General features: G+C 40.0%; 14 protein-coding genes and 1 tRNA gene. 2 read left to right on the forward strand and 13 right to left on the reverse strand.

The annotated features are described in order from the left end of the window. The 6 genes from ETP70_RS12040 to ETP70_RS12065 form a co-directional block, all read right to left on the reverse strand. On the reverse strand, positions 1 to 444 hold the full coding sequence (locus ETP70_RS12040) for a hypothetical protein (RefSeq protein WP_151901406.1): 444 nt from the start codon (positions 442 to 444) through the stop codon (positions 1 to 3). Between the two features lie 14 nt (positions 445 to 458). Further along, complete coding sequence (locus tag ETP70_RS12045) at positions 459 to 890, reverse strand: methyltransferase family protein (protein ID WP_151901407.1); 432 nt, start codon at positions 888 to 890, stop codon at positions 459 to 461. Beyond that, entirely contained in the window at positions 880 to 1,650 is a 771-nt protein-coding gene (locus tag ETP70_RS12050; protein ID WP_151901408.1) for a metal ABC transporter permease, read from the reverse strand. The genes ETP70_RS12045 and ETP70_RS12050 overlap by 11 nt, the downstream gene beginning before the upstream one ends. Next, positions 1,641 to 2,525, reverse strand: a complete 885-nt coding sequence (locus ETP70_RS12055; protein WP_151901409.1) for a metal ABC transporter substrate-binding protein — start codon at positions 2,523 to 2,525, stop codon at positions 1,641 to 1,643. The genes ETP70_RS12050 and ETP70_RS12055 overlap by 10 nt, the downstream gene beginning before the upstream one ends. A 9-nt stretch (positions 2,526 to 2,534) precedes the next feature. Further along, entirely contained in the window at positions 2,535 to 3,779 is a 1,245-nt protein-coding gene (locus ETP70_RS12060) for a hypothetical protein (protein ID WP_151901410.1), read from the reverse strand. 213 nt (positions 3,780 to 3,992) lie between these two features. Further along, the gene (locus tag ETP70_RS12065) at positions 3,993 to 4,268 is read right to left on the reverse strand and encodes a hypothetical protein (protein ID WP_151901411.1); all 276 of its coding nucleotides are present in this window, start codon (positions 4,266 to 4,268) and stop codon (positions 3,993 to 3,995) included. 105 nt (positions 4,269 to 4,373) lie between these two features. Here ETP70_RS12065 and ETP70_RS12070 point away from each other — a divergent pair, with 105 nt between their 5' ends. Then, positions 4,374 to 4,787, forward strand: coding sequence for a winged helix-turn-helix domain-containing protein (locus ETP70_RS12070; protein ID WP_230973279.1), 414 nt, complete (start codon positions 4,374 to 4,376; stop codon positions 4,785 to 4,787). Positions 4,788 to 4,806: 19 nt separating this feature from the next. On the opposite strand, the gene ETP70_RS12075 is transcribed toward ETP70_RS12070, so the two are convergent. The 4 genes from ETP70_RS12075 to cobU all read right to left on the reverse strand — a co-directional run bounded on the left by ETP70_RS12075 (position 4,807) and on the right by cobU (position 6,700). Next, positions 4,807 to 4,894, reverse strand: a tRNA-Ser gene (locus tag ETP70_RS12075). Positions 4,895 to 4,923: 29 nt separating this feature from the next. Next, a complete protein-coding gene (locus tag ETP70_RS12080) occupies positions 4,924 to 5,487 on the reverse strand; it encodes a histidine phosphatase family protein (protein WP_151901413.1) in 564 nt (187 codons plus the stop codon). Further along, a complete protein-coding gene (cobS, locus tag ETP70_RS12085; RefSeq protein WP_151901414.1) occupies positions 5,484 to 6,209 on the reverse strand; it encodes an adenosylcobinamide-GDP ribazoletransferase in 726 nt (241 codons plus the stop codon). Before cobS ends, ETP70_RS12080 begins: the two co-directional genes overlap by 4 nt. Further along, positions 6,206 to 6,700, reverse strand: a complete 495-nt coding sequence (gene cobU / locus ETP70_RS12090) for a bifunctional adenosylcobinamide kinase/adenosylcobinamide-phosphate guanylyltransferase (RefSeq protein ID WP_151901415.1) — start codon at positions 6,698 to 6,700, stop codon at positions 6,206 to 6,208. The genes cobS and cobU overlap by 4 nt, the downstream gene beginning before the upstream one ends. A gap of 150 nt (positions 6,701 to 6,850) precedes the next feature. Between cobU and ETP70_RS12095 the strand changes: the two genes are divergently transcribed. Next, positions 6,851 to 8,776, forward strand: a complete 1,926-nt coding sequence (locus ETP70_RS12095; RefSeq protein ID WP_151901416.1) for a DUF1538 domain-containing protein — start codon at positions 6,851 to 6,853, stop codon at positions 8,774 to 8,776. A gap of 135 nt (positions 8,777 to 8,911) precedes the next feature. On the opposite strand, the gene ETP70_RS12100 is transcribed toward ETP70_RS12095, so the two are convergent. Genes ETP70_RS12100 through ETP70_RS12110 form a run of 3 tightly spaced genes read right to left on the reverse strand, consistent with a single transcriptional unit; the run spans position 8,912 to position 13,088 of the window. Further along, entirely contained in the window at positions 8,912 to 10,285 is a 1,374-nt protein-coding gene (locus ETP70_RS12100) for a chloride channel protein (RefSeq protein WP_188109999.1), read from the reverse strand. A 57-nt stretch (positions 10,286 to 10,342) separates the two neighbouring features. Further along, a complete protein-coding gene (locus tag ETP70_RS12105; protein ID WP_151901417.1) occupies positions 10,343 to 11,785 on the reverse strand; it encodes a TrkH family potassium uptake protein in 1,443 nt (480 codons plus the stop codon). Continuing rightward, positions 11,775 to 13,088, reverse strand: a complete 1,314-nt coding sequence (locus ETP70_RS12110; RefSeq protein ID WP_151901418.1) for an NAD-binding protein — start codon at positions 13,086 to 13,088, stop codon at positions 11,775 to 11,777. Before ETP70_RS12110 ends, ETP70_RS12105 begins: the two co-directional genes overlap by 11 nt. Between the last annotated feature and the right edge of the window lie 15 nt (positions 13,089 to 13,103).

Here is a 13,103-nt window from a genome sequence, read left to right on the forward strand (position 1 = left end):
CTAAAAGCCTCTTGTATCCAAACCTTTTGTCAAGGAGTCATCCAGTTCAAGGGCATATTCAGGGTTGCGTCTGTGCAGCTCTTTGTCAAGTTTTATGATGATGTCTTTGTTCACATTGGGATGATGACAGATTCTTAAAATCAGTTCCGAATATATTTCAAATTTCGGATGAGCACGCATACCCAGTTTCTGAGGAATTTTTCCGTAATACTTCAGTATCAGTTCAACTGCTTCTTTTAGCTCCTCTGTTGTTGATTTTTTATCTTTTATAACTTCTATCAGCATATTTAAATCAGGCTTCACTTCACGTATACGCAATGGTTTTTTAGAGATTTTTCTCTTTTGCTGTTTTTTTGCATGTAAAAAATAAAAATATAAAAGGACCAAGATGCCAAGCGCTCCGCTCAAGGCAGCCAGAGATTTTATAAGAAGTGTTATATCCATTGCAGCAGCCTTTTTTAAAAGACAAAAGGTATTAAGCGTTTTGTCTTTTTCATATATGCAATATATGCCGGATTATGGCATTGCCACAAACTCTCTTCATAAAACAGTTTTGCCAAAAGCGTCAGCAGCAAAAAAAGGAAAAGCACAAACTCGTAATAGGTAAAATAGATCACGGCGACACCAAACATACTCACCAAGACCGAAAGATACATAGGATGCCTCACGTATGCATATATACCGCCTGTGACCAGTTCACAATTTTCTTTTATATCGGGGCGAATATTAAAGTTTCCTCTTTTATGTTCTCTTATCGCCAAAAGTCCGATGCCTATTCCAAGACAAAGAATCACTAAACCGCTATATAAATGCTGGGTTTTTGAGCCCAAAGGCAAAATCATCAAAAATATAATAAAAAACTGCAAACCGACCAATATCTTACTTTTCATTTACTCTCTTTTTAGAACTCATTATACTGGAAATAACAACAAAAACAAGTGAAAACAAAACTGTTACAAATATAATAGCATATCCCGTCGGCAAATCTAAATAGTATGAACCAAAAAGTGCTAACACAATACTCACAGAACCAAACAGACAGGCAAACACAAAGGGCTTTGTTTTTCTTTGGCTCAACCCTGCAAATGAAGGAGCGATAAGCAGAGCAAACACAACCAGCACACCGGCAGACTGCACAGAAGATGTCACGGTTAACGCAAGCATTGCAAAAAATAAAAACTCTTTTTTTGCACCGCTCATTCTTGGATAAAGCACAAACATAACAAAGGCAATGCCGCTGTATAACAGCAGACTTTTATACAGGTCTTCACTTGAAGTAAAAAGAATATCTGCCGCACTGAGTTTGGAAAAAAGTTCGGTCCCCTCTGCACTTTGCGCAAGTATGAGCATTATAGAAGATATGCCCAAAGCATATAACAATCCTATAAACGCTTCAATCTTTTGTACTTTTTTTGTAGCCCAGGTAATAATTACGGCAGCCAAAAGTGCAAAAAGCAGGGTCATGGCACTTTGATACTGCGAATCCATAAATGCAACACTCAGCGCCATGCCGACAGCGGCAATCTGCCCTATCGCCAGGTCGGTAAAAACAACACCTCTTTTAATAATCTCCAAACCAAATACAGAGTGGATAAACACTAAGGCAACAGCCAGCACAAAAGCCGGCCACAGTAACTCGACTACTGACATATTCTCTTAGCGATTCTGTTATAAAACTCTTGCAGTGTTTTACTGCCGTCAGCCCCTAAGTCATGAGGAATAATCACAACTTTTGCTCCTGTCTTGCCTGCGATGAATTTTGCTGTTTTTTTCTCATGGTAAACATCCTGCAAAATCTTTTGCACACCCTTGTCTCTCATTATATTGATCAATTCCAAAGTGTGTTTTGAGCTCGGAGCAATCCCCGGAAGCGGTTCAATCGTTCCATATATTTTATAGTTGTATCGCTGTAAAAAGTAGTTAAAAAGCGGATGATACTGTACCACTTTTTTATCTTTACATGTATGCATTTTTGCATCAAACTTTTGTAAATAGTTTTGCCAATCATTTGTGAACTTTTTCAAATTTTTTTCATACTCCCCTGCATGCTGCGGGTCAATTTGCGAAAGTTTTTGGGCTATGGCTTTTGCCATCGGCAGGACAGCATAAGGATCTGTTGTATAGTGAGGATTACCCTGTGCATGCACATCACCAAAAGCACGTGAAACGGTTGTCGGTACATTTATCAAATGCACATAGTGAGACAGATCCAAAAAGCCTTTGGCTCCGTTTTGAATCTTGGCATTGTTTGCAGCACGCAAAAGCGGAGGCAGCCAGCCAAGCTCCAAACCTGCTCCGTTAATGATGAGCAAATCTGCACGACGGAGTTTTGCGATAAGCGAAGGCTTGGGCACAATAAAATGCGGATCATACTTCGAACTTCCAAGAACCGTTACATGTACTAAATCTCCTCCTATTTTTTGCGCAATGGCACCGGCTGTTGTATATGTTGCATCTATTTTGACTGTAGCAAACAAAAAGTTTGTGAGTAAAACTGTTAGTAGTATAGTTTTAATGTTTATCATATTTTTCTCCTAATACGAGTGCGCGCCATGTGCACCTGCTGCAATGTTGAGTGAGAGCATTACTTCACTGATGTTTTTTCTCTCACCTGCTATGATTTTTGTTCTGTCGTAAGTATAAGAGAGACGCAGACGTGACATCGGAAATGGTTTATACTCCAGTTCGGCTGTGTACCTGTCCAAATTACCCGTGTCAATGCCCGCATAAGAAGACAGGTCTGTCTCATTTTTTGTAATTGCCCCATAACGCAAACCTGCTGAGTAGTTGTTGTTATACTGATAAATCAGTTCACTGTAAAGTCCTGCCTGTTTATCTGTTCCTGTGCCGACATCTTTGTTTCTGTAAAGATATTCGCTCTGCCAGACAACTGCGCTGTAGCTTCCTAACTGCTCACGCAGTGTCAAATCAATGCCATAGACATTGGTAGTATTTGCTGTTGTATTTTTCCCGTGGGCAATACTTACACCGCCAAAAACTGACAAATCATCGCCAACATCGACACTTGATTTTATATAGCCGACATAGAGATTATTTGACTCGGTATCGCCAAAACTTTTGTCATTTGTTCCCTGCATCGCTTCTGCACCCGCCATAATATATGTATCTGTCGGGGCAACCCATTGGAATTGCACACCAGGATCACTGATGCCATCGGGACCAAAAAGCGTTTCATAAATAACAGGCTGTGCATCAAAATGCCAGGAGTGCTGGTGTTTTGCATTTATGCGTCCAAAATCACTTTTGAATTTTCCGGCTTTGACTCTTAGCCCATAAGGCAGAGATGTAGTCAGAATATATGCCTCACCTATTTCAAACTCGTTTGGCTGCAGATGAAAATATGCATAGGCCTGAAAATAGGGATCAACTACAGAGTGCATGGCTATTTCTGCATAATTAAGATTAAATCCTCTGTTTTTGTTAAAGGGCAAAGGCGCCGGTGATATACCATCATCATTTATAAGACCCGGTATCTGAAAATTTTCATAATCACTGTTTTTCACATTCCGACTTACTGCCGACATATTTAAAATCAAAGCGATATCCGGCAAATAGGCATTTTGAGAAAAAGAGGCAGAGGTATTGACACTTTGTGTCACCTGCATCTGCGATTGTTTTGTATTCAAAGCCTCAAATTTCGCTTCTAGTTTTTGCATACTGATTTTTTGTTGTTCCAACTGCTGTTTGAGTGCATCCATATCTGCATCCGCAAATAAAGAGGAGCATACAAGCACAGAGAGACAGAGTCTTTTTTTCATTGTTTATTCTCCAATATTTTAGTAGTAATTTTTATGTTTTTTTTTGAAATCCAAGCTGCACTATTTGGAATCGGTACTTTCTCACGCTAAAGTGTGACTTGTGAAAAAAACCAAATTTTTTTCTGCAGTGCCGACTGTTGAAACGTTCCTGCCATTCTCGCCCGCACTGAAGTACGGGTTCCGAAAAAGCTGCTTGGATTAAACGGTATTGAATTAGGAGATTTTTGGAGGGGCCCGTGCGTAAAGAGTATTGTGAACCTGCTTTACATGTAACGAGACTAGAGGCGCAACAACAGATTCTTTCAGTATTTCCAGTGCTGTCAGATAATTTATGGCAACAGGGGTATCGGCATGTGACAGGCTTGACTGCACTGTACAGATTTTACAGTCGTTATGCTGTTTCAAATCATTATGATGATGAAAAACACCCATAAAAGTTGCAATAATAAAGATAATACTGAGATATTTTTTGAAAAACTGAGTTATCATAATGAAATTTTATCATAATTATCAGTTGATTAAAAGAAATATTTTACACAGCTTTTACACTTCATTGTTATACTATTGCTATTTTTAATATTAACGGAGGAGCTTGTGAGTAAAAATGTTGTACTGGTATTCGAAGCAAATGATACAGATATAGTAGATATAGAAAACTATATAGCTTCCCGTGGCTATGAAATAAAAAAAATAGATAAAAAAACAAAAAAAGCAGATAAAAATATTATTGAATTTGCAACAGGCTACCATTTCAATCTCAAAACAAAAGAAACTTTTTATCAAAACCAAAAGCTCAAACTGACTAAAAAAGAGAGCCTTTTTTTGAAACTTCTTCTCCTGAACATGGGGCAGGTAGTCACCTTTGAACAGGCCACAAACTATATATGGAACAAAGAAGAGCTGATAACCGAAAACAATTTGCGAACCTTGGTATGGCGGCTCAGAAACAAACTAAAAACTGACATTATCAAAAATAATCAGGGGATTGGTTATTTTATAGAAGCTTAATGATTTTACTATAAACAGATGGTGGACAGCTAGGGATTCGAACCCTAGGTAGATTGCTCTACACCCGCGTTCCAGGCGAGCGCCTTCGACCACTCGGCCAGCTGTCCTTTGTTGTAAGAGCGGTATTATAGCAGAGCTAAGTTTTAATAGTGCTAAAAGTTTGTAATTTTGTATCATAAACAGTATATGACGCATAAGGAAGCGCAATGCCAAAAGCATCTTCGAGTGACAGATTTTGCACAACTGCCATAAAAGTTCTAATAACGCCTGCATGTGTTACAACCAAAATATTTTCAGCTTTTTGTTGCAACACTGTTTCAAAGAAAAATTCTTTTATTCTTTGTATATAAACTCCATAAGGCTCGCCGTCAAGGGCTTTTATCCACTGTGCAAAGTTTTCATATTCTATGCCTTGCGCCCTAATCTCTTCATATCCGAGTCCTTCATGTCTTCCCCATGATTTTTCCCGCAATTTTGATGTATATACTGCTTTTTTTGCCTGGGAGAAGGGTTGTATTGTCTCTTTTGCCCGTCTGAGATCTGAACAGTAGACCAAATCAAATGCTTTACATGTAAAAGCTTTTGCCAGCTTTTTGGCATCCTCATGCCCTTTTTTTGAAAGGCCTATGTCATTATGTCCGTTATATTTGCCGATATATGCCTTTTGCACTTCACTATGGCGGATAAGTGTTATTTTCATACCAAACCGACTATAAGAACATTTAACAGTACAAGTTCTGTCACTTCTATGCAAAAACCGTAAATATCACCCGTAAACCCGCCGTATCGCTTCATAAAAAAATGTTTGCATACAAACAGCACCAATAAAGCAACAAACAGCAAAACAAAACTGTGAAAGAGTATGCTGATTGCTGTAACATATACCACACTTATCAAAAACTGTTTTTGCGAAAACTCTTTTTTTGCCAAGGCACCCATTCCGTTTGCAGAGAGATATGGATAGAGACAGATTGCAGCAACTGCCGTAAAACGTGAAAGCATAAGCACGACAGGTAAAAGATACATCGCATCCAAAGCCGCTACAGAAGATGCCTTGAGCAATAAAAACACTACCGTAAAAATCATACCCATCCCGCCGTTATAGGGGTCTTTCATTACATGTAAAGCTTTTTCTTTGGGAACAAACAAGCCGTCTACAGTGTCTGCGAAACCATCAAGATGCAAGGCACCTGTCACTAAAACCCACAAGGAAAAGACAATGAGGCTACCATGTAAAGGCGGAAAAAAAAGAGTAAGCAACAAAAAAGTACCATACAAAAGCAAACCGAGCAAAAAACCGACAAACGGATAAAACATCACCGCATAGCCGTTTATGCCTTTATAAAAATCATGCACTTTAAAAAAAGGAAGAATGCTGAGCATTGAAACAGCCAGAGTAAAGCCTTTGAAGAGTTTGCTCATTTTATCTGTGTACTGATTCCGGCCACAACATGATAGACCTCATCACATTTTTGTGCAAGCATTTGGGAGAGCTTTCCGCTGATATCCACAAACTGACGGGCAAGTTTATTCTCAGGGATAATGCCACAACTCACATCATTCATAACAAACACAATGTCTTGTTTTAATGCTATAACATTCGCCAATTCCGCTTCCATTTCCGTATAACTTTTTTCACGATAGAGCATATTATTGATCCACATACTTACACATTCAACAAGTACCGCACCCTCCTGCAAAGATATTTTTTCTCTGAGATTTATCGCCTCTTCGACTGTGATGAAATCACTCTTGCGTTGCTGTTGGTGCTGTGCTATACGTTCTTGCATTTCATCATCTATGAATTCAGTCGTTGCCAGATAGACAGGTTTTTTGTCTGAGAGTTGTTTAATGTAATTTTCGGCACTACGGGATTTTCCACTCTTAATGCCGCCTATAAATAATGTTTTCATTTTAAAATTATAGCAGTTTTATAATATTTTTCGATATTATTGCATAAAATAATTTCCGGAAGCGATGCTTTAGCTTCGTCTTTTAGTCTTCAAAACATAAAGCCCGCACTAAAGTACAGGTTCTGGAAAATTAACGAGAGGAGATATAACGTGCTGAGCATTTCAACTTTTTTGCAACTTCTAAAAGAGTCATTCCGTGACCTTTTGCCAATCATACTTGTGATTATGTTCTTCCAGCTTGCCATCATCCAGAGTGTCCCGCCAAACTGGCTGAGCACGTCCATAGGCTTAGGCATCGTCGGTGTGGGGCTTGCAGTATTTTTACTTGGTCTTGAAGTCGGGATTTTTCCTGTAGGAGAAGGGCTTGCGAGTGAATTTGCCCACAAAGGCTCAACCTTTTGGATTTTGATTTTCGGCTTCATGATAGGTTTTGGAACCACCATTGCCGAACCTGCGCTTATCGTCATCGCAGACAAGGCTGCAAGTATCAGTGCAGGACGGATTGACGCTACAGTGCTAAGAACTGTTGTTGCCTTTTCTGTCGGTTTTGCCATTGTTTTAGGGGTATGGCGCATCATTAAAGGGCATCCTATCCACTACTATATCATTGCAGGGTATATCCTGGTTGTCAGCGCAACGGCTTTTGCTCCCCAGGAGATAGTGGGCCTTGCCTATGATTTGGGCGGAGTTACCACATCCACTGTCACCGTTCCGCTTGTTGCCGCCCTTGGTATAGGACTGGCTTCTACCATCAAAGGGCGCAATCCTGTACTTGACGGCTTTGGTCTCATCGCCTTTGCTTCGCTCACACCTATGATATTTGTACAGTTTTACGGTATCGTTGTGTACCAGTTCATAGATGCTTCTGCAACTGTTGTTCCTGCTGTTATCAAAGAGATTGAGACAGTCAACCTGGACTTTAGCGCCATGACAATCTTAAAAGGACTGCTGGGTGTCATCACAGATGTCCTGCCTATTTTGGCGATTATTCTCTTTTTTCAGTACATCATTCTAAAAAAACCCATAGAAAATCTCAAGAACGTGATGATAGGTTTCGGGCTGGTTATTCTGGGGCTTGATGCCTTTATAGTCGGTTTGGAGATGGGACTTTTTTCTGTCGGTGAGACTATGGCATTTGAGCTTACCCGTTATGACAACAACCTTATCATCTACTCTTTTGGTTTTTTTATCGGTTTTTCAACCACCATGGCAGAACCGGCGCTTACAGCAATCGCTAGAAAAGCAAAAGAGGTCAGTGACGGTAAAATCAATGACTTTGTTCTTCGTCTTTTTGTAGCGCTGGGCGTTGCTATAGGAATTGCACTCGGAGCCTACAGAATCGTTACCGGCGGTGAAATAGTCTACTACATCATAAGCGGATATATTTTTGTCATCATTCTCACCTTCTTGGCACCAAAATACATTATTCCCATAGCCTATGACAGCGGCGGAGTCACAACCTCAACCGTTACAGTTCCTCTTGTTGCTGCTCTTGGACTTGGACTGGCAACAAACATAGACGGCAGAGACCCGTTGATAGACGGTTTCGGGCTCATTGCCTTTGCTTCTTTGTTTCCAATGCTTACCGTTATGCTCTATGGTATTATTACAGAAAAAATGGGCGTTAAAGGAGAGCGGGAAAAAGAAGAAATCCATATGGAAGAGTTGCGACATGCACTCGAAGATGTACAGAATATGGAACTCTCAACTATAAGAGTGGACGGTGCAGACGCACTACACCACTCTCCGCATATGAGCTTTTCTGCAGTACATGTAATCGTTCCAAAAGACAAACAGGAAGAGGCAATTATTGCAGCAAGAGATGCGGGTGCAAGAGGGGTAACTATCATGAGTGCACACGGTATGGGGCTTGAACATATGGAAAATTTTTATGACAGACTCCATGCGGGCGCGACTGATGCAAACCTGATGTTTATCACCCAGACAAAAAATGTTGACAAAATTATAAGAGAAATAATAACAAAACTCGACATCACAGGAAACGGCAGAGGGCTTACCTTCGCCTACCCTGTTTCTCACATCAAAGGCCTGCGTCTGAAACTCACTGATTTATAATGCTTTCTCGGAACCGGTACTTTCTATGTTGAAGCATGACTTGTGAAAAAAACTAAGTTTTTTTCTGCAGTGCCGGCTGTTGCAATAGTTTTGCCGCTCTCAGCCCGGACTGAAGTCCGCGTTCCAAAGAAATGCTTACTTCTTTTTGTTTTTTTTATGAAGTCTTCTTCGAAATTTTTCTATTTTATCTATCTCGTGTTTTTCCAGCGAAATACTTATATTTTCTACCTCTTCACCTATTTTTACACTCAGCATTTCGGATTTTCTCATGGCCAGAATCTGTGAAGAGAAGATACTTCTGTGCCCTGAAATCAAGAAGCTTATAACTGCTGCAAGTGCTGCATAGTGTGCGATATCTATCCCGAAGAGTTCTACTGCCATAATCGTTGAGGCAATAGGTGTATTTGTGGTGGCCGAAACAACACTTACAAAGCCGAGGGCTGCAAAAAGCGTAATATGTTCGGGAGAGATGATGGAGCCAAAAAAATGCCCGCTTGTTGCCCCGATGTAAAAGATCGGCGTAATGACACCCCCGCTTCCTCCTGCGGCAAGAGAAAGAGAAGTAAATACTGTTTTTAAAAGAAATGTATACCAGTGAATGTCCTGAGATGCAGCGGTATGGGGATTGAGAGCATCTGCAATTGTACTCATTCCCAAACCTATATACTGCTCACCGAAGACCAAGGTCAGTGCGACTATCAAAATACCGCCCACAAAAGCTTTGATGTATGTATTTATTTTGATGCTTTTTACATATGTATGGCTGTAGGAGATTGTTGTTATCACTATATCAGAGACAAAACCGAAAAAGAGTCCGGCAATGACCACTTTGGCTATCAGCCAGATATCCAAAGAGATATCCTGAAAAAAATGCAGGTCATAATAGGTATATTCTATCCCCAGAAACTGGGCTGTTGTAAAAGCGGCAAAACCTGCAATAAAAGACGGCAGAAGCACATCATACATAATCACACCGATAATTAACACCTCAACACCGAAGATTGCTCCGGCTATCGGGGTACCGAAAACTGTGGCAAAACCGGCACTGATCCCGCATACAACAAGCTTTTTTCTGTCTTGTTTGTGAAACTTCAAAAGCGTAGAAATAAAAGAGGCAACACCTGCCCCAATCTGCGCGCCAGGGCCCTCTTTTCCGACAGAAGCACCTGCAAAAATACTTAAAACGGTCGCAAGTGTTTTTACGGGAATGACCGAAACATCTATTTTCCCGTTATCTTTATGAATTGCGGAAATAACTTTTTCCGTTCCGTGCCCTTCTGCACTCGGGGCAAAGGTTTTCACCAGCCATACAGTCAGAACAAGGGCAAAAGGAAGCGTATAGTAGTATTCAAACGGTAAAAAAGAACGGCTTGTTTCACTATAGGCTAAAATTTTTAAAAAGCCTGTAACTGTTGCACCAATCATTATGCCGATGATTGATGAGAGAAAAACCCATTTTGTAACACTGAAAAAAATAGCTGTCTGTTCTGTTATATGATTTTGTATCATCTCATTTTCTACTTTAAAGTCTTTAAAAAGATTATAACACTTTTTATTAAGATTGTATTAGAACTTTTTCCAAAAAGAACTGCTGAGCAGGACAAAAACAGTATAACACTCCAATCTGCCTATAATCATAGCCACGGAGAGAAAGATTTTGTCAAAATCAGAGAAAAAAGAAAAGTTGTCTGCAGGGCCTACCATAGAGAATCCGGGACCGATATTGCCTACTATGGCAAATGCACCCGAAACTGCAGTCATCGCATCATACCCCCGGGCATAAATATAGACGGTTACTATGGCTACAGTAATCATAAAAAGCGTAAAAAAACCAAACGTTGAAGACAAAATCCGCTCTTTTTGCTTGAGCCCGTCGATAAAAACAGAAATAATCATATTTGGATGCAGTATTCTTTTAAGCTCCGCAGAGAGTGTTTTAAAAATAATTACATGGCGGATGATTTTAATGCCGCCTGCCGTTGAACCGGCATTGCCCCCCATCAAAAGCCCCAAAAATATAATTGCTATAGCCAAATGCGACCAGGAGCCGTAATCTATAGTTGCAAATCCTGTTGTTGTCATGACAGAAGCAATCGTAAAAGATGAGTGTTTGAGGGCATCATAAAAAGAATCTCCGCTGATATCTACATGTACAAGACTCAAAGCAAGACTCAGCAGTAAAAAAACTGTAAAATACCATCTGACCTCTTCTGTTTTGTACCCGCTGACATCCCTGAAATAAAGCTTTAAATGGGCTAAAAAATTTATCCCTGCCAGCATCATAAAAATTGTCGTTGTCCAAATAATGCCGTCATTGCCAAAAGAGCCCAGAGAATCATTTTTTGTAGAGAATCCTCCCGTGGAAATTGTCGAAAAGGCATGGTTGAGCGCATCAAACCAACTCATACCGAAAAACTTCAAAAGCAGCATGTCGACCAGTGTCAGCAAGGCATATACTATCCACAGACGCAAGGCTGTATCTTTTATTTTTGGTGTCAGTTTTTCAAGAGAAATTCCTGTTGATTCGGCTTTAAAAAGAGAGAGGCTTCCCGTAGGATTGATGACTGACAAAAGCCCAACGCCCAAGACAATAACGCCAAGCCCTCCAAGCCAGTGCATCAGACTTCTGTGAAATAGTATCAAATGGGGCAGAGCTTCTATATCGCTGTAAACTGTTGCTCCCGTTGTTGTAAATCCGCTGACGGCTTCAAAAAACGAAGAGGCAAGAGACACATTTGTATAAAGAAACAGCGGTATGGCTCCGGCAACGCCAAGCAACACCCAGAGCAGATTAACCACCAGGATACTCTCTTTTATTTTCAAATCCAGTTCATGCTTTCTCAGCCACAGCCATACGCCAAGATTGATCAAAAAAAACACCCCGTCATAAAGCAAAAATTTTCCATACGCTTCTTTGTATATAACGCCTATCAAGACATCAAACAAAAAAAGTGCAGAAACAGTAATGCCTATAAGAGAGAGAATCTTCAGCACATTTTTATAGTTCATAAATCCATTCTTTTACTTTTGCACTTGTTTTTACTGCACAAAAGGCTACAATCAAATCATTTTCCTGCAGTCTCACTTTTTCACTGAGACTCCGTATCACATTTTCTCTTATATAAAAGAGGCTGGATTCTTTTACATGTAAAGGTTTTATCACTTTGTCAATAAGCCTGGAGGCGGGAAAAACTTTACGCATAAAAACCACTGCCTTTGCCCCGCAGTAACTTTTTTGAATAACAACACCTGTAGAACTGATCTCTTCCATGATTGCATTGTAGGCACTCATTTTTGGACCTCTGACAACGACTATCCCCAAAGAGTGCATCAGGTTGTAATATTCCATTTCATTGTTAATCGCAACCACTTTTTTTATGCCGCTCTCTTTTGCTTCGAGACATTTTATGATGTTATACTCATCATTGTTGGTCGCTGCTATAAAAATATCGGCACTCTCCAGTCCTTCATCTTCAAAAATATCATGCGAACCGTATTTATAGTTAATGATGGAGACCCTGCCTTTGAGCTCCTCGTCCGCTGTTTCACAAAGTTTTAAATCTTTTTCTACCAGTTTGACCTCTTTGTCTGCTTTTAGAAGTTCCTGCGAAATGGCAATCCCCAGTTCACCACCGCCAAATACAACACATCTTTGAATATCCAGAGTGTTGTCCACATCCAATTTCTGGCACACCTGCTTGATTTCATTTTCATCACCAAAAAAATAGACAAGATCATTGGGAAGAATTTCCACATCTGCATCAGGAATGCAAAAATCCTTCTTGCGTTCAATGCCGACTATTTTAAAATGCTCAGAACTGATGCTTTGCGGAAGTGTTTTGCTTGAAACCATAACAGAAATAAGTTTGCAGGGTGTGTATTTAAAAAATTTTACATTATTTGCTTTTGGGTACAAAAGAAGTGAAGAAACGGCCCCCGAGGTAAGCTTTAAAGGGAAAATAACTTTTTCAACAGCAAGTCTCTTTTGGATAACCTGCTCTTGAAAAAAATATTTTTGCACCCGTACAAATTTTCTCTTTACATGTAAAGCCGCATCTACTGTCATTGCAGCAATAAGATTTACATTGTCAATATTTGTCACTGCTATAAACAGGTCGATTTCCTGACCGATAAAACGCTTATATGTATGTATGTCCTCGACATCCCCCTGAAGCGGTAAAATATCCAGACTCTCCTGTATCCTGTCCAAAGCCTGTGAATTTTTATCAATGACAGTAACGTTGTGTCCCACACTCAGTGTTTTGGCAAGGTTAAAACCAACCTTTCCGGCACCCGCAATAATTATATGCATATACCACCCTTAAAA

Source organism: Sulfurimonas hydrogeniphila, assembly GCF_009068765.1.
GTDB lineage: Bacteria > Campylobacterota > Campylobacteria > Campylobacterales > Sulfurimonadaceae > Sulfurimonas > Sulfurimonas hydrogeniphila.

What these genes read in the sequence shown, in the direction of transcription:
- ETP70_RS12040 (WP_151901406.1), bottom strand. Translation starts at nt 444, where the DNA reads ATGGATATAACACTTCTTATAAAATCTCTGGCTGCCTTGAGCGGAGCG.
- ETP70_RS12045 (WP_151901407.1), bottom strand. Translation starts at nt 890, where the DNA reads ATGAAAAGTAAGATATTGGTCGGTTTGCAGTTTTTTATTATATTTTTG.
- ETP70_RS12050 (WP_151901408.1), bottom strand. Translation starts at nt 1,650, where the DNA reads ATGTCAGTAGTCGAGTTACTGTGGCCGGCTTTTGTGCTGGCTGTTGCC.
- ETP70_RS12055 (WP_151901409.1), bottom strand. Translation starts at nt 2,525, where the DNA reads ATGATAAACATTAAAACTATACTACTAACAGTTTTACTCACAAACTTT.
- ETP70_RS12060 (WP_151901410.1), bottom strand. Translation starts at nt 3,779, where the DNA reads ATGAAAAAAAGACTCTGTCTCTCTGTGCTTGTATGCTCCTCTTTATTT.
- ETP70_RS12065 (WP_151901411.1), bottom strand. Translation starts at nt 4,268, where the DNA reads ATGATAACTCAGTTTTTCAAAAAATATCTCAGTATTATCTTTATTATT.
- ETP70_RS12080 (WP_151901413.1), bottom strand. Translation starts at nt 5,487, where the DNA reads ATGAAAATAACACTTATCCGCCATAGTGAAGTGCAAAAGGCATATATC.
- cobS (WP_151901414.1), bottom strand. Translation starts at nt 6,209, where the DNA reads ATGAGCAAACTCTTCAAAGGCTTTACTCTGGCTGTTTCAATGCTCAGC.
- cobU (WP_151901415.1), bottom strand. Translation starts at nt 6,700, where the DNA reads ATGAAAACATTATTTATAGGCGGCATTAAGAGTGGAAAATCCCGTAGT.
- ETP70_RS12100 (WP_188109999.1), bottom strand. Translation starts at nt 10,285, where the DNA reads ATGATACAAAATCATATAACAGAACAGACAGCTATTTTTTTCAGTGTT.
- ETP70_RS12105 (WP_151901417.1), bottom strand. Translation starts at nt 11,785, where the DNA reads ATGAACTATAAAAATGTGCTGAAGATTCTCTCTCTTATAGGCATTACT.
- ETP70_RS12110 (WP_151901418.1), bottom strand. Translation starts at nt 13,088, where the DNA reads ATGCATATAATTATTGCGGGTGCCGGAAAGGTTGGTTTTAACCTTGCC.